At 71.3% G+C, this 17,349-nt stretch carries 14 protein-coding genes; 12 read left to right on the forward strand and 2 right to left on the reverse strand.

What is annotated here, in order from left to right:
* Nucleotides 1-326: 326 nt before the first annotated feature.
* The gene (locus ACWFQ8_RS09895; RefSeq protein WP_453785686.1) at nucleotides 327-1,484 is read left to right on the forward strand and encodes an acyl-CoA dehydrogenase family protein; all 1,158 of its coding nucleotides are present in this window, start codon (nucleotides 327-329) and stop codon (nucleotides 1,482-1,484) included.
* 27 nt (nucleotides 1,485-1,511) lie between these two features.
* A complete protein-coding gene (gene tesB, locus ACWFQ8_RS09900) occupies nucleotides 1,512-2,390 on the forward strand; it encodes an acyl-CoA thioesterase II (RefSeq protein ID WP_453785687.1) in 879 nt (292 codons plus the stop codon).
* Between the two features lie 105 nt (nucleotides 2,391-2,495).
* Here the strand turns inward: tesB and ACWFQ8_RS09905 are convergent, their stop codons facing one another.
* Together ACWFQ8_RS09905 and ACWFQ8_RS09910 are read right to left on the reverse strand one after the other, a co-directional pair.
* The gene (locus ACWFQ8_RS09905) at nucleotides 2,496-3,314 is read right to left on the reverse strand and encodes a phosphatase (RefSeq protein WP_453785688.1); all 819 of its coding nucleotides are present in this window, start codon (nucleotides 3,312-3,314) and stop codon (nucleotides 2,496-2,498) included.
* A 64-nt stretch (nucleotides 3,315-3,378) separates the two neighbouring features.
* Nucleotides 3,379-3,957: an SACE_7040 family transcriptional regulator gene (locus ACWFQ8_RS09910; protein WP_453785689.1), complete on the reverse strand. Its 579-nt coding sequence runs from the start codon at nucleotides 3,955-3,957 to the stop codon at nucleotides 3,379-3,381.
* Nucleotides 3,958-4,047: 90 nt separating this feature from the next.
* Between ACWFQ8_RS09910 and ACWFQ8_RS09915 the strand changes: the two genes are divergently transcribed.
* The 10 genes from ACWFQ8_RS09915 to ACWFQ8_RS09960 all read left to right on the forward strand — a co-directional run bounded on the left by ACWFQ8_RS09915 (nucleotide 4,048) and on the right by ACWFQ8_RS09960 (nucleotide 17,309).
* Nucleotides 4,048-5,664 (forward strand): carboxyl transferase domain-containing protein, encoded by a 1,617-nt coding sequence (locus tag ACWFQ8_RS09915; protein ID WP_453785690.1) that lies wholly within the window; start codon nucleotides 4,048-4,050, stop codon nucleotides 5,662-5,664.
* A 23-nt stretch (nucleotides 5,665-5,687) separates the two neighbouring features.
* Nucleotides 5,688-7,721, forward strand: coding sequence for an acetyl/propionyl/methylcrotonyl-CoA carboxylase subunit alpha (locus ACWFQ8_RS09920; protein WP_453785691.1), 2,034 nt, complete (start codon nucleotides 5,688-5,690; stop codon nucleotides 7,719-7,721).
* The gene (locus ACWFQ8_RS09925) at nucleotides 7,718-8,662 is read left to right on the forward strand and encodes a hydroxymethylglutaryl-CoA lyase (RefSeq protein WP_453785692.1); all 945 of its coding nucleotides are present in this window, start codon (nucleotides 7,718-7,720) and stop codon (nucleotides 8,660-8,662) included. Before ACWFQ8_RS09920 ends, ACWFQ8_RS09925 begins: the two co-directional genes overlap by 4 nt.
* A 5-nt stretch (nucleotides 8,663-8,667) precedes the next feature.
* The gene (locus tag ACWFQ8_RS09930) at nucleotides 8,668-9,828 is read left to right on the forward strand and encodes an acyl-CoA dehydrogenase family protein (RefSeq protein WP_453785852.1); all 1,161 of its coding nucleotides are present in this window, start codon (nucleotides 8,668-8,670) and stop codon (nucleotides 9,826-9,828) included.
* A gap of 144 nt (nucleotides 9,829-9,972) precedes the next feature.
* Nucleotides 9,973-11,007: an ABC transporter substrate-binding protein gene (locus ACWFQ8_RS09935; RefSeq protein WP_453785693.1), complete on the forward strand. Its 1,035-nt coding sequence runs from the start codon at nucleotides 9,973-9,975 to the stop codon at nucleotides 11,005-11,007.
* 58 nt (nucleotides 11,008-11,065) lie between these two features.
* The gene (locus ACWFQ8_RS09940) at nucleotides 11,066-11,995 is read left to right on the forward strand and encodes a siderophore-interacting protein (RefSeq protein WP_453785694.1); all 930 of its coding nucleotides are present in this window, start codon (nucleotides 11,066-11,068) and stop codon (nucleotides 11,993-11,995) included.
* A 164-nt stretch (nucleotides 11,996-12,159) separates the two neighbouring features.
* Nucleotides 12,160-13,650, forward strand: a complete 1,491-nt coding sequence (locus ACWFQ8_RS09945; protein WP_453785695.1) for a pyridoxal phosphate-dependent decarboxylase family protein — start codon at nucleotides 12,160-12,162, stop codon at nucleotides 13,648-13,650.
* Nucleotides 13,634-14,944, forward strand: coding sequence for a lysine N(6)-hydroxylase/L-ornithine N(5)-oxygenase family protein (locus ACWFQ8_RS09950; RefSeq protein WP_453785696.1), 1,311 nt, complete (start codon nucleotides 13,634-13,636; stop codon nucleotides 14,942-14,944). Before ACWFQ8_RS09945 ends, ACWFQ8_RS09950 begins: the two co-directional genes overlap by 17 nt.
* Entirely contained in the window at nucleotides 14,941-15,531 is a 591-nt protein-coding gene (locus ACWFQ8_RS09955; protein ID WP_453785697.1) for a GNAT family N-acetyltransferase, read from the forward strand. The genes ACWFQ8_RS09950 and ACWFQ8_RS09955 overlap by 4 nt, the downstream gene beginning before the upstream one ends.
* Nucleotides 15,528-17,309, forward strand: coding sequence for an IucA/IucC family protein (locus ACWFQ8_RS09960; protein WP_453785698.1), 1,782 nt, complete (start codon nucleotides 15,528-15,530; stop codon nucleotides 17,307-17,309). The genes ACWFQ8_RS09955 and ACWFQ8_RS09960 overlap by 4 nt, the downstream gene beginning before the upstream one ends.
* The last annotated feature ends 40 nt before the right edge of the window (nucleotides 17,310-17,349 follow it).

The following is a 17,349-nucleotide window of genomic DNA, read 5'->3' on the forward strand; positions in this document are numbered from 1 at the left end:
CCCGCGACGTCCGGCTTGCCCGGATCCGTACCGGCCGGCCGGGAACGCGCCCTCGCCGAACGCCTCGCACCGGCCGCCCGTCAGCGCCCTGGTGATCTACCCCACACCGGTGACCGGGTACCCGCCGAGCTGCGGGAGAGCGCGGTCGGCACCGCCGTCGTGACGTTCGGCGCCTTTGCCGCCCCACTCTGGACACCGGCAACAACTCGCCGGTAACTTAATCTGAGCAAGCGCTTAGGCGCCCGCCATGTATTGACGAACCACTACGGCGCGCGACCACCCCCGCGAGAGCGGCGGCGGTTCAGCCGCAAAGAGGGGAGCCGGCCGTGCGCCGTACCGTTTACAACGAGGACCACGAGGCGTTCCGGGACACCATCCGCGCCTTCATCGAGGCCGAGGTCGTCCCCGTCTACGACGAGTGGTTCGCCGCCGGTCAGGCGCCGCGCGACTTCTACTACAAGCTCGGTGACCTGGGCGTCTTCGGCATCAGCGTGCCCGAGGAGTTCGGTGGCGCGGGCCTGGACACGCACAAGTTCGAAGCCGTGCTCTACGAGGAGACCTCCCGCGCGGGAGTGAACTTCGGCGGCTCCGGCGTCCACGTGCTGCTGGCCCTGCCCTACATCAAGATGCTCTCCACCGACGAGCAGAAGAAGCGCTACCTGCCGAAGTTCGTCACCGGCGAGGAGATGTGGGCGCTGGCGATGACCGAGCCGGGCACCGGCTCCGACGTCGCGGGCATGAAGACCACCGCCAAGCTCTCCGAGGACGGCACCCACTACGTCCTCAACGGCTCCAAGACCTTCATCACCGGCGGCGTGCACGCCGACCGCGTGATCGTCTGCGCCCGCACCTCCGCCCCGCGCGAGGACGACCGCCGCTTCGGCATCTCCCTGTTCGCCGTGGACACCAAGTCCGCGGGCTACTCCATCGGCCGCAAGCTCGACAAGCTGGGCCTGCGCACCTCCGACACGGCCGAGCTGGCGTTCGTCGACGTCAAGGTCCCGGTCGAGGACCTGATGGGCGAGGAGAACAAGGGCTTCTACTACCTCGGCGCCAACCTGCCCTCCGAGCGCTGGGGCATCGCCTTCGGTGCGTACGCCCAGGCCAAGGCCGCCATCCGGTTCGCCCAGCAGTACGTGACGGAGCGCACCGTCTTCGGCAAGCCGGTCGCGCACTTCCAGAACACCAAGTTCGAGCTGGCCGCCTGCCAGGCCGAGGTGGACGCCGCCGAGGCCGTCGCCGACCGCGCCCTGGAGGCCCTGGACGCCGGTGAGCTGACCGCCGCGGAGGCCGCCTCCGCGAAGCTGTTCTGCACCGAGGTCGCGCACCGCGTCATCGACAAGTGCCTCCAGCTGCACGGCGGCTACGGCTACATGAACGAGTACCCGATCGCCCGCCTCTACGCCGACAACCGCGTGAACCGCATCTACGGCGGCACCAGCGAGGTCATGAAGTCCATCATCGCCAAGTCCATGGGTCTGTAGGGGAGTCGGGGCACCTACCCTTCCCCCATGAACGAGGCACTGACGACGCTCCTCGATCTGCTCGACCTGGAGCAGATCGAGGAGAACATCTTCCGCGGTACCAGCCGTTCGGCGCTGGTACCGCGCGTCTTCGGCGGCCAGGTCGCGGCCCAGGCCCTGGTCGCGGCCGGGCGGACCGTGCCCGCCGACCGCACGGCGCACTCCCTGCACTCGTACTTCCTGCGCGCGGGGGACCCGGGCGCGCCCATCGTGTACTCGGTGGACCGGATCCGCGACGGGCGCTCCTTCACCACGCGCCGGGTCGTCGCCGTCCAGCACGGCCAGCCGATCTTCCACCTCTCGGCGTCGTTCCAGACGCACGAGGAGGGGCTGGACCACCAGAGCGCCATGCCCTCGGCCCCGGACCCGGAGACCCTTCCCACGGCGGCCGAGTCACTGCCCGCGTACCGGGGGATCTTCCGCGACCCGGGCACGGTGGAGCGGCTCATCGAGGCGCGCGGCGCGGTGGACCTGCGCTACGCGACCACGCCGCCGTGGGGCAGCGTCGGCGAGCCCGTGGAGCCGCGCACCCAGGTGTGGTTCCGTACGGCCGGCAAGCTGGAGAGCGACGACGCCCTGCTGCACACCTGCCTGGCCACGTACGTCTCGGACATGACCCTGCTGGACTCGGTGCTGCTCGCGCACGGCCGGGGCGGATGGGCGGTCGGCGACGTGGTGGGCGCCTCCCTGGACCACGCGATGTGGTTCCACCGGCCGTTCCGCGCGGACGAGTGGCTGCTGTACGACCAGGAGTCCCCCTCGGCCTCCGCCGGGCGGGGCCTGGGCCAGGCCCGCATCTGGACCCAGGACGGCCGGCTGGCCGTGACCGTGATCCAGGAGGGCGTGGTCCGCGTCCCCCGGGGGTGAACCGCCGCACCCCCCGGGCGTGATCCACCGCGCCTCCGGATGTGATTCCGCCGCACCCCCGGGGCTCCGCGGCAGAGCCCCGGCGCGCCGGAAGGTCCGGACGGTCTACGCGTCCAGGAGGCCCGCGGCGGCGAGGAGGTAGGCCACCAGCGGGTCGTAGAACCGCGGGTCCCGGACGTGGTCGTCCAGCGGGACCGCGACCTGCAGCGTGCCCTCCGCCTCGCCGAGGAACAGCGCCGGGTCGTTGCAGTCCGCGTAGCCCACCGCGTCCAGCCCCCGCTGGGCCGCGCAGCCCGCCCAGCCGTGGTCGGCGACGACCAGGTCCGGCAGGGGGCGGTCCGCTGCCGCGAGGCCGTCCAGGATCGCGGCCATCGGCTCCGGGGAGTGCGTGTGCCACAGCGTCGCGCCCCGCTCCAGCACCGCGACGTCCGCGAACTGCCACACGGAGCCCTCGTCGGCCGTCAGACCGCTCGGGACGACCACGATCTCGCAGCCCGCCGCGCGCAGCGCCTCGGCCGTCGCCCGGTGCACGTCGAGCAGGCCCCCCGGGTGGCCGGTGGCCAGCAGCACGCTCTGCCGGTCCAGCGCGGCCTTCCGCAGCCGGGCGGCCATCCGGTCCAGGCCGGACACGGTCAGTTCGGGGTCGATGGTGTCCTGGCCGAAGCGGTGCGCCGGGTCGTCCACCACGCCGCAGCGCTCCGCCATCACCGCGAGGACGTCCTGCTCGTCGGTCCAGCGGTCGCCCAGCTCCAGGCCGAGCCAGTAGTGCCGGTCGCCGTTGGCGAGCTTCCTGTAGTGGGCGAGGTTGTTCTCGCGCGGCGTGGCGACCTGCCCCGCGATGCGCGTGCGGACCAGGTGGTCGACGAGTTCGGCGCGGCTCGGCGTTTCAACAGATCGGTCGGGCGTCTCTATCGGCTTCGGCATACGGCCATTCTGCCGTCGCGCGGCCGGAGGCGTCCCGTCCGTCCCGGTCGGCGGACGCGCCGGGTCACCGCGACAGGGCTCCGAACGCGCCGTGCGCGAGTCGCCGGAGCAGCGATTCGGTCGCCTCCCGGCCGAGTGCTGCCAGATGGGGGGTGGAGTTCAGCAGGCCGAACACCGCGTGCACGGAGACCCGTACCTCCGCCTCTCCCACCTCCGGGTGCAGTTCCCGTACGACCGCCACCCACAGCTCCACGTACTGGCGCTGGAGCTGGCGCACGAGCTTGCGGTCGGCCTCGCGGAGCCGGTCGAGCTCGCGGTCGTGGAGGGTGATCAGCGCCCGGTCGTCGAGGGCGAAGTCGATGTGGCCGTCGATGAGGGAGGACAGGACCAGCGCCGGGTCGCCCGCCGCCTCCTCCACCCGGCGCCGGCCTCCGGTCAGCAGCCGTTCGCTGATGCCGACCAGGAGCTCGGCCAGCATCGCGTCCTTGCCCGCGAAGTGCCGGTACAGGCCGGGGCCGCTGATGCCCACCGCGGCCCCTATCTCGTCGACGCCCACGCCGTGGAACCCACGCGCGGCGAAGAGGCGAGCGGCCTCACTGAGGATCTGCTCGCGACGGGTGGGGGCGGCCGCTCTGGTGCTCATGGGAAACCATTCTAGACAGGGCCGTTAGCGCTCGTTAACCTAGGCGACACATGCGTTAACGCTCATTAACCGAGCAAGGGAGCTCGACCGATGCAGCAGGCACCAGTGCTGACGAGCGCCGCGGACCCGGCGTCCGAGGCCTGGCGGACCAACGAGGCCGCCCACCGCGAGCTCACCAAGGGGCTGCGGGCCCGGCTCGACGCGGCCCGGCTCGGCGGCGGCGAGAAGGCCCGCGCCCGCCACACCGCACGCGGGAAGCTCCTCCCGCGCGACCGGGTGGACACCCTCCTCGACCCCGGATCCCCCTTCCTCGAACTGGCCCCGCTGGCCGCCGAGGAGATGTACGGGGGCGCCGCGCCCGCCGCCGGGGTGATCGCGGGCATCGGCCGGGTCAGCGGCCGCGAATGCGTGATCGTCGCCAACGACGCCACGGTCAAGGGCGGCACGTACTACCCGATGACCGTCAAGAAACACCTGCGCGCCCAGGAGGTGGCTCTGGAGAACCGTCTCCCCTGCCTCTACCTGGTCGACTCCGGCGGCGCCTTCCTCCCCATGCAGGACGAGGTCTTCCCGGACCGCGACCACTTCGGCCGCATCTTCTACAACCAGGCGCGCATGTCGGGCGCGGGCATCCCGCAGATCGCCGCCGTCCTCGGCTCCTGCACGGCCGGCGGGGCGTACGTGCCCGCCATGAGCGACGAGGCCGTGATCGTGCGCGGCCAGGGGACGATCTTCCTCGGCGGCCCGCCGCTGGTGAAGGCCGCGACCGGCGAGGTGGTGACGGCCGAGGAGCTGGGCGGCGGCGAGGTCCACTCGCGGACCTCCGGCGTCACCGACCACCTCGCGGAGGACGACGCGCACGCGCTGCGGATCGTACGGAACATCGTGGCGACCCTGCCGGAGCGCGCGGCCCTGCCCTGGTCCGTGGAGGCTCCGGAGGAGCCCGTGGTGGACCCGTGCGGGCTGTACGGCGCGGTCCCGGTCGACTCCCGGACCCCGTACGACGCCCGCGAGATCATCGCGCGGATCGTGGACGGGTCCCGCTTCCAGGAGTTCAAGGCGGAGTTCGGGCAGACCCTGGTCACCGGCTTCGCCCGGATCCACGGCCACCCGGTCGGGATCGTCGCCAACAACGGCATCCTCTTCTCCGAATCCGCCCAGAAGGGCGCCCACTTCATCGAGCTGTGCGACCAGCGCGGCATCCCGCTGCTCTTCCTCCAGAACATCTCGGGCTTCATGGTCGGCCGCGACTACGAGGCCGGCGGCATCGCCAAGCACGGCGCCAAGATGGTGACGGCGGTGGCCTGCACCCGGGTCCCCAAGCTGACGGTGGTGGTCGGCGGCTCGTACGGGGCGGGCAACTACTCGATGTGCGGGCGGGCGTACTCGCCCCGCTTCCTGTGGATGTGGCCGAACGCCAAGATCTCCGTGATGGGCGGCGAGCAGGCGGCCTCGGTCCTCGCGACCGTCAAGCGGGACCAGATCGAGGGCGCGGGCCAGGAGTGGCCGGCGGAGGACGAGGAGGCCTTCAAGGCCCCGGTCCGCGCGCAGTACGAGGAGCAGGGCAACGCGTACTACGCCACCGCCCGGCTGTGGGACGACGGGGTCATCGACCCGATGGAGACCCGGCAGGTGCTGGGACTGGCCCTGACCGCGTGCGCGAACGCCCCGTTGGGCGACTCGGGCTTCGGCATCTTCCGCATGTGACGTGTGACGTGAGGACCTCACTGATGTTCAGCACTGTTCTGGTCGCCAACCGCGGCGAGATCGCGGTACGCGTCATCCGCACCCTGCGGCAGCTCGGGGTGCGGTCCGTGGCCGTCTTCAGCGACGCCGACGCGGACGCCCGGCACGTACGGGAGGCCGACACGGCCGTCCGGATCGGCCCCGCCGCGGCCGCCGAGAGCTACCTGTCGGTGGAGCGGCTGCTCGACGCGGCCCGCCGCACCGGGGCCGAGGCCGTCCACCCCGGTTACGGCTTCCTCGCCGAGAACGCGGCCTTCGCACAGGCCTGCGCCGAGGCCGGGCTGGCCTTCATCGGGCCGCCGGCGAGCGCGATCTCCCTGATGGGCGACAAGATCCGGGCCAAGGAAACGGTCAGGGCGGCGGGCGTGCCCGTCGTACCGGGCTCCTCGGGCAGCGGTCTGACCGACGCCGAGCTGACCGCCGCCGCCGTGAAGATCGGCATGCCGGTGCTGCTGAAGCCCTCCGCGGGCGGCGGCGGCAAGGGCATGCGCCTGGTGCGCGACGAGGCGGTGCTGGGCGAGGAGATCGCCGCCGCCCGCCGCGAGGCGCGGTCCTCCTTCGGCGACGACACCCTCCTCGTGGAGCGGTGGGTGGACCGGCCCCGGCACATCGAGATCCAGGTCCTCGCGGACGCCCACGGCAACGTGGTCCACCTGGGCGAGCGCGAGTGCTCGCTCCAGCGGCGCCACCAGAAGGTGATCGAGGAAGCGCCGAGCGTGCTGCTGACGCCGGAGCTGCGGGCCTCGATGGGCGCGGCGGCCGTGGAGGCCGCCCGCTCCTGCGGGTACGTCGGCGCGGGCACCGTGGAGTTCATCGTCCCGGGCGGGGACCCGTCCTCGTACTACTTCATGGAGATGAACACCCGGCTCCAGGTCGAGCACCCGGTCACCGAGCTCATCACCGGGCTGGACCTGGTCGAACAGCAGCTGCGGGTGGCCTCGGGCGCCCCCCTCGGGTTCACCCAGGCGGAGGTCCGGCTGACCGGCCACGCCATCGAGGCCCGCGTCTGCGCGGAGGACCCGGCGCGCGGGTTCCTGCCCTCGGGCGGCACCGTGCTGGCCCTGTCCGAGCCGTCGGGCGGGGCGGTGCGCACCGACTCCGGTCTGACGGCGGGCGTCCCCGTGGGCTCCACCTACGACCCGATGCTGTCCAAGGTCATCGCGTACGGGCCCGACCGGGCCAGTGCCCTGCGGGTGCTGCGGGGGGCGCTGGCCGACACCGTGATCCTCGGCGTCCAGACCAACGCCGGTTTCCTGCGGAGGCTGCTGGCGCACCCGGACGTCGTCTCCGGCGACCTGGACACGGGCCTGGTCGAGCGCGACCTCCCGACCCTGCTGCCGGAGGGGGTCCCGGACGAGGTGTACGCGGCGGCGGCCCTGCTGGCGCAGGTCGGCGGGCCGAAGAGCGCCGGGCCGCAGGGCTGGATCGACCCGTTCGACGCCGCCGACGGCTGGCGCCTGGGCGGCACGCCGGCCTGGACGATCCGTCACTTCCGCCTCTCCGGCCAGGATCCGGTGACCGTCCGCACCCGCCCGGCCTCCTCCGGCTCGGCCACGGAGCTGCTCCGCACCGACGCCGGCCGGGAGCCGGCGGCGCCGGCCCGCGCCCGGGTCGTGGCACGCACCGGCGACACCGTCACCGTGGAACTCGACGGCGTCACGCACCGGTTCAGCCACGCCGCCTCCCCGGAGGGGACCTGGCTGGGCCGCGACGGCGACAGCTGGCACGTGCAGCGCCACGACCCCGTCGAAGCGAACCTCAGCGGCAGCGCCCACGCCGGCGCCGACACCCTGGCCGCCCCGATGCCCGGCACGGTCACCGTCGTCAAGGTCGCCGTCGGCGACCGCGTCGCCGCCGGCCAGAGCCTGCTGGTCGTCGAGGCCATGAAGATGGAGCACGTCATCTCCGCCCCGCACGCCGGCACGGTCACCGAGCTCGACGTGACCCCCGGCACCACCGTCGCCATGGACCAGGTCCTGGCGGTCGTCACCCCGGAAGCCGAGGAGGAGGGCGCATGAGCGGCCTGCCCATGACCGTCCCGGCGCCCGGGCTCCCGGCCCGGGTCCGCATCCACGAGGTCGGCGCCCGGGACGGGCTGCAGAACGAGAAGACGACCGTCCCCACCGCGGTGAAGGCCGAGTTCGTGCACCGGCTCGCCGCGGCCGGGCTCACCACGATCGAGGCCACCAGCTTCGTGCACCCCAAGTGGGTGCCCCAGCTCGCGGACGCGGAGCAGCTCTTCCCGCTGCTCGCCGACGTGCGGGCGGCCCTGCCGGTCCTCGTCCCCAACGAGCGCGGCCTGGACCGCGCGCTCGACCTCGGAGCCACCCGCATCGCGGTGTTCGGCTCGGCGACCGAGACCTTCGCCGCGCGCAACCTCAACCGCACCGTCGCCGAGTCCCTCGCCATGTTCGAGCCCGTCGTGGCCCGCGCCAAGGGGTCCGCCGACCGGCCGGTCCATGTGCGCGGGTACCTCTCGATGTGCTTCGGCGACCCGTGGGAGGGCGCCGTCCCGGTCGACCAGGTGGTCTCCGTGGCCCGGGCGCTGCTCGACCTCGGCTGTGACGAGCTGAGCCTCGGGGACACGATCGGCGTCGCCACCCCCGGCCACGTCCGGGCCCTGCTCTCCGCCCTGAACGCGGCCGGGGTCCCGACCGACCGGATCGGCGTGCACTTCCACGACACCTACGGCCAGGCCCTGTCGAACACCCTCGCCGCGCTCCAGCACGGCGTGACCACGGTCGACGCCTCCGCCGGGGGCCTCGGCGGCTGCCCGTACGCCAAGAGCGCCACCGGCAACCTCGCCACCGAGGACCTGGTGTGGATGCTCGACGGCCTCGGCATCGAGACCGGCGTCGACCTGGCCGCCCTCACCGCCACGAGCGTGTGGATGGCCGAACAGCTGGGACGCCCCAGCCCCTCCCGTACCGTCCGCGCCCTCTCCCACAAGGAGCAGTGACAGACATGTCCCTCGACCACCGGCTCACCCCCGAGCACGAGGAACTCCGCCGTACCGTCGAGGCGTTCGCGCACGACGTGATCGCGCCGAAGATCGGCGACCTGTACGAGCGGCACGAGTTCCCGTACGAGATCGTCGCCGAGATGGGCCGCATGGGCCTGTTCGGCCTGCCCTTCCCCGAGGAGTACGGCGGCATGGGCGGCGACTACCTCGCGCTCGGCATCGCCCTGGAGGAGCTGGCCCGCGTCGACTCCTCGGTCGCCATCACCCTGGAGGCCGGGGTCTCCCTCGGCGCCATGCCGCTCTACCTCTTCGGCTCCGAGGAACAGAAGCGGCAGTGGCTGCCGAAGATGTGCTCCGGGGAGATCCTGGGCGCCTTCGGGTTGACGGAGCCGGGCGCGGGCAGCGACGCGGGCGGCACCCGCACCACCGCCGTCCGCGAGGGCGACGAGTGGGTCATCAACGGCTCGAAGTGCTTCATCACCAACTCCGGTACGGACATCACCGGTCTGGTCACCGTCACGGCCGTGACGGGCCGCAAGGCGGACGGCCGGCCGGAGATCTCCTCGATCATCGTCCCGTCCGGCACGCCGGGCTTCACGGTGGCCGCGCCCTACTCCAAGGTCGGCTGGAACGCCTCGGACACCCGCGAGCTGTCCTTCGACGGCGTCCGGGTGCCGCTGGCCAACCTGGTGGGCGAGGAGGGCCGCGGGTACGCGCAGTTCCTGCGCATCCTGGACGAGGGCCGGATCGCCATCTCCGCGCTCGCCACCGGTCTGGCGCAGGGTTGCGTGGACGAGTCGGTGAAGTACGCCCGGGAGCGGCACGCCTTCGGCAAGGCGATCGGTGACAACCAGGCCATCCAGTTCAAGCTGGCGGACATGGAGATGCGCGCGCACATGGCCCGCATCGGCTGGCGCGACGCGGCCTCCCGGCTGGTGGCGGGCGAGCCGTTCAAGAAGGAGGCGGCGATCGCGAAGCTGTACTCCTCCACGGTGGCCGTGGACAACGCCCGTGAGGCCACGCAGATCCACGGCGGCTACGGGTTCATGAACGAGTATCCGGTGGCGCGAATGTGGCGGGACTCCAAGATCCTGGAGATCGGTGAGGGCACCAGCGAGGTGCAGCGGATGCTGATCGCCCGCGAGCTGGGCTTCTCCGCCTAGCCGCAGGCCCCTTGAGGCGGCGGGTGAGGTGCGGGGGTCCCGGAAATAACCCGGGGCCCCCTTACCGTTTCAGGCCAAGGTTAGGCTAACCTTCCCTCCGAACGGCCCCGTGGCCGCCCTGCGCGTACGAAAGCGGACATCGACATGCCCAAGTCCCGATCCTCCCTCCTGACCCGCCGTGGCCTCATGGCCGCCGGCGGCGCCCTCGGCCTCGTCGCGGCGCTCACCGCGTGCGGCGGCGGCGACACGGCGAAGGGCGACGACAAGGACAAGGGCGGCGCGGCCTCGGGTCCGTGGACCTTCAAGGACGACCTCGGCAAGGAGGTCAGCACCAAGTCCACGCCGAAGAACATCGTGGCCTTCACCGGCACCGCGGCCGCGCTGTACGACTACGGCATCCAGGTCAAGGGCGTCTTCGGCCCGACGAAGACGGCCGACGGCAAGCCCGACGTCCAGGCCGGCTCGATGGACATCTCCAAGGTCGAGATCCTCGGCAACGTCTACGACGAGTTCAACGTCGAGAAGTACGCGGCCCTCCAGCCCGACCTGCTCGTCACCAACACCTGGGACGGCACCCTCTGGTACGTGCCCGAGGCCTCCAAGGACAAGATCCAGCAGCTGGCCCCGGCCGCCGCCATCTCCGTGGGCGGCGACGCCACCCTCGACAAGGCGCTGGCCCGCACCGCGGACCTCGCCAAGTCCCTGGGCGCCGACCTGAACGCCAAGAAGACCGTGGACGCGAAGGCCCGCTTCGAGGCCGCCGCCGCCAAGGTCCGCGAGGCCACCAAGGCCAACCCGGGCATCAAGGTGCTCGTCGGCTCCGGCTCCGCCGACCTGTTCTACGTCTCCACCGCGAAGACCTCCGCGGACCTGAAGTACTTCGAGTCCCTCGGCGTCGAGTTCATCACCCCGGAGAAGCTCGACGAGGGCGGCTTCTTCGAGAGCCTGAGCTGGGAGAACGCCGGCAAGTACAAGGCCGACGTCGTCCTGCTCGACAACCGCACCGGCACCCTGCAGCCCGAGGACCTGAAGGCGAAGGCCACCTGGGCCGAGCTCCCCGCGGTCAAGGCCGGCCAGGTCACCCCGCGCGTGACCGAGCCGATCTACTCGTACGAGAAGTGCGCGCAGATCCTTGAGGACCTCGCGAAGTCCATCCAGGGTGCCAAGAAGGTCAGCTAGTCCAGTCGAGTCCCGGTGCCCGCGGGCGCCGGAGCGACTCCCAGGGGGGATTCTCCGCATGACCACCACCGCCACCGCGTCCGACGCCCCGGCCGTAGCCCACTTCCGGTTCTTCGCACTGGAGGTGCTGCGCACGCGCCGCATCGGCCACTCGTTCCTGCGCGTCACGTTCGGCGGGGAGTCCCTCGCGGACTTCCGCTCGGGCGGCTTCGACCAGAGCCTGTCGCTGTTCCTGCCGCCGGCCGGACGGGAGCACACCGAGCTCCCGTCCACCGACGAGGACACCTGGTTCGGCGCCTGGCGCGGGATGCCGGACGAAGAGCGCCCGGTCATGCGCTCGTACACCGTGCGCGAGCAGCGCCGTACGCCCGAGGGCGCGGACGAGGTCGACATCGACTTCGTCCTGCACGGTGACACCGCCGGGGCAGCGGCCGATGACACGGCGCCCGCCTCGCGCTGGGCCGGCCGCGCCGTCGCCGGCCGCCGGATCCTGGCGATCGGCCCGGCCGTCGCGGAGAACAAGTCCGTGCGGTTCCGGCCGTCGGCCGCCGCCGACGCGATCTGGATGTACGCCGACGAGACCGCCCTGCCGGCCGCGGCCGCGATCCTGGACCGGCTGCCCGCCGGGACCCGGGTGCGGGCCTGGTTCGAGGTCCCGCACGCCGACGACCGGTTGGACCTGGCCACCTCCGCCGAAGCGGACATCACCTGGATCGTGCGCGGGGGCGCCGGCCGGGAGCGCACCGAGCGGGTCCTGGACGCGCTGCGCGCGGACGGACCGGCCGCCGCGCAGGCCCCGTACGTCTGGCTGGCGGGCGAGGCGGGCACCGTGCGCGCCGTGCGCCGCCACTTCGTGCAGGAACGATCCGTCGATCGCCGCGCGGTGCGCTTCACCGGCTACTGGCGACTCGGCGCGAGCGAGGAGGAGTTGCTCGCCGAGGCGTACGCGGGCCGGGCGCCCAGCGAGGACCCGGCGTCCGAGTTGTAGCCGTGCGGGGTGGACTCCCACCCGCCAACTCCCGCTGCGTGCAGGGAATTCACCGTTGGGCCCCGGCTTCCGGCCGGGGCCCAACGGCATTTGGCTTGTAACTTAGGTTAGGCTAGCCTAAGCAACACATCGCCCACCCCCTCTTCCCTGCCGGAGGAAAGTTGATGCGTTCGCATCTGCTCAACGAGACGACCGCGGACCTCTACCGGCGTTCAGTCACCGAGGGAGTCGAGCGCGTGGCCGCCAAACTGGCCACCACGGAGCGCCCCCACACGGGCATATCCGTCGACGAACTCGCCCCCCTCATCAACGGCATCGACCTGGACCGTCCGCTGGAGGACCCGGCCGCCGTCCTCGACGAGCTGGAAGAGGTCTACCTCCGGGACGCGGTGTACTTCCACCACCCCCGCTACCTCGGCCACCTGAACTGCCCGGTCGTCATCCCCGCGGTCCTCGGCGAGGCGATCCTGTCGGCCGTCAACTCCTCGCTCGACACCTGGGACCAGTCCATCGGCGGCACGCTCATCGAGCGCCGCCTCATCGACTGGACCGCCCAGCGCATCGGCCTGGGCCCCGGCGCGGACGGCGTCTTCACCTCGGGCGGCAGCCAGTCCAACTTCCACGCCCTGCTGCTGGCCCGCGACGAGGCCTGCCGGATCATCATGAAGCGGGCCCTGGACGAGGGCCGCGCGCTCGCCAAGTCCGACGTCCTCCCCAAGCTGCGCATCTTCACCTCCGAGGCCAGCCACTTCAGCGTGAAGAAGTCGGCCGCCATGCTCGGACTCGGCTACGAGGCCGTCATCTCCGTGCCCGTGGACCGCAACCGCCGGATGGACACCTCGCTCCTCGCCCTGGAGCTGGAGGACTGCGCCCGCGAAGGCCACTTCCCGATGGCCGTCGTCGCCACCGCCGGCACCACCGACTTCGGGTCCATCGACCCGCTCCCCGAGATCGCCCGCCTGGCCTCCGAGCACTCCGCGTGGATGCACGTGGACGCCGCGTACGGCTGCGGACTGCTGGTCTCCCCCACCCGCCGGCACCTCCTCGACGGCATCGAGCACGCCGACTCGGTCACGGTCGACTACCACAAGTCGTTCTTCCAGCCGGTGAGTTCCAGCGCCATGCTGGTCCGCGACCGCGACACCCTCAAGCACGCCACCTACCACGCGGACTACCTCAACCCGCGCCGGATGGCCGAGGAGCGGATCCCGAACCAGGTCGACAAGTCGATCCAGACCACGCGCCGGTTCGACGCCCTCAAGCTCTGGATGACCCTGCGCGTCATGGGCGCCGACGGAATCGGCTCGCTGTTCGACGAGGTCATCGACCTCGCCGCCGCCGGCTGGGACGTCATCGAGGCCGACCCGCGCTTCGAGGTCGTCGTCGAGCCCCAGATCTCCACCCTGGTCTTCCGCTACTCCCCCGAGGGCGAAGTGCGCCAGGACGTCGTCGACGAGGCCAACCTGCACGCCCGCAAGGCCCTGTTCGCCTCCGGCGAGGCCGTGGTGGCGGGCACCAAGGTCGACGGCAAGCAGTACCTGAAATTCACCCTGCTCAACCCGCAGACCACGACGGCCGACATCGCGGCCGTCCTCGACCTCCTCGCGTCCCACGCCGAGCAGTACCTGGGAGAATCCCTTGTCCACGCCTCGTGAACCCCGCCGGCCCCTCGATTTCATCGGTATCGGCCTGGGGCCCTTCAACCTGGGGCTCGCCTGCCTGACCGCGCCGATCGACGAGCTCGACGGGCTCTTCATCGAGTCGAAGCCGCACTTCGAGTGGCACGCCGGGATGTTCCTGGACGGCGCCCACCTGCAGACGCCGTTCATGTCGGACCTGGTCACCCTCGCGGACCCGACCTCGCCCTTCTCCTTCCTGAACTACCTCAAGGACAAGGACCGGCTGTACTCCTTCTACATCCGGGAGAACTTCTACCCGCTGCGGGCCGAGTACAACGACTACTGCCGCTGGGCCGCGGACCGCCTGGACAACGTGCTGTACTCGACCTCCGTCACCGAGGTCACCTACGACGAGGCCGCCGGTCTGTACGAGGTCCGCACGGACCGGGGCGAGACCCACCGCGCGCGCCGCCTGGTCCTGGGCACCGGCACCCCGCCGTTCGTCCCCGAGGCGTGCGCGGACCTGGGCGGCGACTTCCTGCACAACTCCGCCTACATGCAGCACAAGGCGGAGCTCCAGAAGAAGAAGTCGATCACCCTGGTGGGCTCCGGTCAGAGCGCGGCCGAGATCTACTACGACCTCCTCGCCGAGATCGACGTGTACGGCTACCAGCTCAACTGGGTCACCCGCTCGCCGCGGTTCTTCCCGCTGGAGTACACGAAGCTGACGCTGGAGATGACCTCCCCGGAGTACGTGGACTACTTCCACGCCCTCCCCGAGGACACCCGCTACCGCCTGGAGACCCAGCAGAAGAACCTCTTCAAGGGCATCGACGGCGATCTGATCAATGCGATCTTCGACCTGCTCTACCAGAAGAAGATCACCATGCCGGGCGCGGTCCCCACGACCCTGCTGACGAACACCTCGCTGAACGGCGCGGCCCACGACGCCACCACGGGCACCTACACCCTGGGGCTGCGCCAGGACGAGCAGGAGCGGGACTTCACCCTCGCCACCGAGGGCCTGGTGCTGGCCACCGGCTACAAGTACACCGTGCCGGAGTTCCTGGCACCCGTGCGGGACCGGCTGAACTTCGACGGCCGCGGCCGGCTGGACGCCGCCCGCAACTACACCGTCGACACCACCGGCCGTGCGGTCTTCCTCCAGAACGGCACGACCCACAACCACTCCCTCACCTCCCCCGACCTGGGCATGGCCGCGTACCGCAACGCGTTCATCGTCGCTGAGCTGCTCGGCCGCGAGTACTACAAGGTCGAGAAGTCCATCGCGTTCCAGCAGTTCGCCGCCCCGGAAGGCACGCACGCATGAGCACCACCACCACGGAGATCCTCTACAGCCGCACCGACGCGGCTCTGGGGACCTTCTCCGTCCGCGCACTGGACCCGTTCAAGGACGGCGAGCTCCTGCACGGCTGGGTGACCCACCCCAAGGCCGAGTTCTGGCTGATGCAGGGCATGTCGCTGCCGGACGTCGAGCGCGAGTACATGAAGATCGCCGCGGCCGAGCACCACCAGGCCTTCATCGGCCTGCACGACGGCCGGCCCGCCTTCCTCATGGAGACCTACGACCCGTCCCGGCTGGAACTGGTCGGGCTGTACGACGCCCGGCCGGGCGACGTCGGCATGCACTTCCTCGTCGCGCCCAGCGACGAGCGGCTGCACGGCTTCACCCGCGCGGTCATCACCACGGTCATGGCGGCCGTGTTCGCCGACCCGGCGGCCGAGCGCGTCGTGGTCGAGCCGGACGTCCGCAACACGGCCGTGCACGCCCTGAACGAGGTCGTCGGCTTCGTGGCGGACGGTCCGGTCCAGAAGCCGGAGAAGGTCGCCCTGCTCAGCTTCTGCACCCGCGAGCGGTTCACCGCCGCCACGACCGCCCTGGGGGTGTCGATATGAGCCTCGCCGACGCCGTCTCCCACCTCACCCCGCAGCTGTGGGCCCGCGCCAACCGCGCGTTGGTCCGCAAGGCCCTCGCGGAGTTCTCCCACGAGCGCCTGCTGACCCCGAAGCCGCTGGGCCCCGGCCGCTACGCGGTGCTCAGCGACGACTCCTCGGTCGAGTACCGCTTCGAGGCCGCCCTGCACGCCCTGGACCACTGGGCGGTGGACGAGGCCTCCATCACCCGCCACCGGGACGGCGCCGAGCTCCCCCTGGACGCCCTCGACTTCCACATCGAGATGCGCGAGTCCCTCGGCCTGAGCCCGGAGGTCCTGCCGGTCTACCTGGAGGAGATCTCCTCCACCCTGGCCGGCTCGGGCTACAAGTACACCAAGCCGCAGGTCTCCTCCGCCGTCCTCGCGAAGTCCTCCTTCCAGGACATCGAGACGGGCATGACCGAGGGCCACCCCTGCTTCGTGGCGAACAACGGCCGCCTCGGATTCGGCGTGCACGAGTACCTCGCGTACGCCCCGGAGACCGCGAGCCCGGTCCACCTCGTGTGGGTGGCGGCCCGCAAGGACGTCTCCACCTTCACCGCCGGCGCGGGTCTGGACCACGACTCCTTCATGCGCGAGGAGCTGGGCGAGGAGACCATCGCCGTCTTCGCCGAGCGCCTGTCCTCGCTGGGCCTGGACCTGACGGACTTCCACCTCTTCCCGGTGCACCCCTGGCAGTGGTGGAACAAGACCGCGGTCACCTTCGCGGCCGAGATCGCGAACCAGCGCCTCGTCCTGCTGGGCGAGGGCCCGGACGCGTACCTCGCGCAGCAGTCGATCCGTACGTTCTTCAACCGGAGCGCTCCGGGCAAGCACTACGTGAAGACGGCCATCTCGGTCCTCAACATGGGCTTCATGCGCGGCCTGTCCGCCGCCTACATGGAGGCCACGCCGGCCATCAACGACTGGCTGCACCAGCTGATCGAGGGCGACGAGGTCCTGCGGTCGGTGGACTTCTCGATCATCCGCGAGCGCGCGGCGATCGGCTACCACCACCGCCAGTACGAGCGCGCGACCGACCGGTACTCCCCGTACCGCAAGATGCTGGCGGCGCTGTGGCGCGAGTCGCCGGTCAACTCGATCCAGGGGGACGAGCGCCTCGCCACGATGGCGTCCCTCCTCCACGTGGACGCCGAGGGCAAGTCCTTCGTCGGCGCGCTGATCGCGGAGTCGGGCCTGAGCCCCGCCGAGTGGCTGCGCTCGTACCTGCGCGCCTACCTGGTTCCCCTGCTGCACTGCTTCTACCAGTACGACCTCGCGTACATGCCGCACGGCGAGAACACCATCCTCGTCATCGAGGGCGGCGTCGTGAAGCGGGCGATCTTCAAGGACATCGCCGAGGAGATCGTCGTCATGGACCCCGACGCGGTCCTGCCGCCGGCGGTCGAGCGGGTCCGGGCGGACGTACCGGAGGACATGAAGCTGCTGTCGATCTTCACGGACGTCTTCGACTGCTTCTTCCGCTTCCTCGGCTCGATCCTCGCGGCGGAGGGCATCTGCGAGGAGGACACCTTCTGGCGTGCGGTCGCCGAGTGCGGCCACGCGTACCAGGACTCGATGCCGCAGCTCGCGGAGCGCTTCGAGCGGTACGACCTGTTCGCGGAGGAGTTCCAGCTGTCCTGCCTGAACCGCCTCCAGCTGCGCAACAACAAGCAGATGGTCGACCTCGCCGACCCGTCCGCCGCGCTCCAGCTGATCGGCACCCTCAAGAACCCCGTCGCGGCCCACGCCCGGCGGTAAGGCCGGACGGGCGCGCTTCCCCGGATACGTCCCTCGGGAG

This window comes from Streptomyces sp. NPDC055254 (assembly GCF_053606025.1).

Excerpts from the sequence above, each read along its gene's own strand:
- ACWFQ8_RS09905 (WP_453785688.1), bottom strand. The coding sequence starts at position 3,314 with ATGCCGAAGCCGATAGAGACGCCCGACCGATCTGTTGAAACGCCGAGC.
- ACWFQ8_RS09935 (WP_453785693.1), top strand. The coding sequence starts at position 9,973 with ATGCCCAAGTCCCGATCCTCCCTCCTGACCCGCCGTGGCCTCATGGCC.
- ACWFQ8_RS09960 (WP_453785698.1), top strand. The coding sequence starts at position 15,528 with ATGAGCCTCGCCGACGCCGTCTCCCACCTCACCCCGCAGCTGTGGGCC.
- ACWFQ8_RS09930 (WP_453785852.1), top strand. The coding sequence starts at position 8,668 with ATGTCCCTCGACCACCGGCTCACCCCCGAGCACGAGGAACTCCGCCGT.
- ACWFQ8_RS09925 (WP_453785692.1), top strand. The coding sequence starts at position 7,718 with ATGAGCGGCCTGCCCATGACCGTCCCGGCGCCCGGGCTCCCGGCCCGG.
- ACWFQ8_RS09915 (WP_453785690.1), top strand. The coding sequence starts at position 4,048 with ATGCAGCAGGCACCAGTGCTGACGAGCGCCGCGGACCCGGCGTCCGAG.
- ACWFQ8_RS09940 (WP_453785694.1), top strand. The coding sequence starts at position 11,066 with ATGACCACCACCGCCACCGCGTCCGACGCCCCGGCCGTAGCCCACTTC.
- ACWFQ8_RS09910 (WP_453785689.1), bottom strand. The coding sequence starts at position 3,957 with ATGAGCACCAGAGCGGCCGCCCCCACCCGTCGCGAGCAGATCCTCAGT.
- ACWFQ8_RS09955 (WP_453785697.1), top strand. The coding sequence starts at position 14,941 with ATGAGCACCACCACCACGGAGATCCTCTACAGCCGCACCGACGCGGCT.
- tesB (WP_453785687.1), top strand. The coding sequence starts at position 1,512 with ATGAACGAGGCACTGACGACGCTCCTCGATCTGCTCGACCTGGAGCAG.
- ACWFQ8_RS09945 (WP_453785695.1), top strand. The coding sequence starts at position 12,160 with ATGCGTTCGCATCTGCTCAACGAGACGACCGCGGACCTCTACCGGCGT.
- ACWFQ8_RS09920 (WP_453785691.1), top strand. The coding sequence starts at position 5,688 with ATGTTCAGCACTGTTCTGGTCGCCAACCGCGGCGAGATCGCGGTACGC.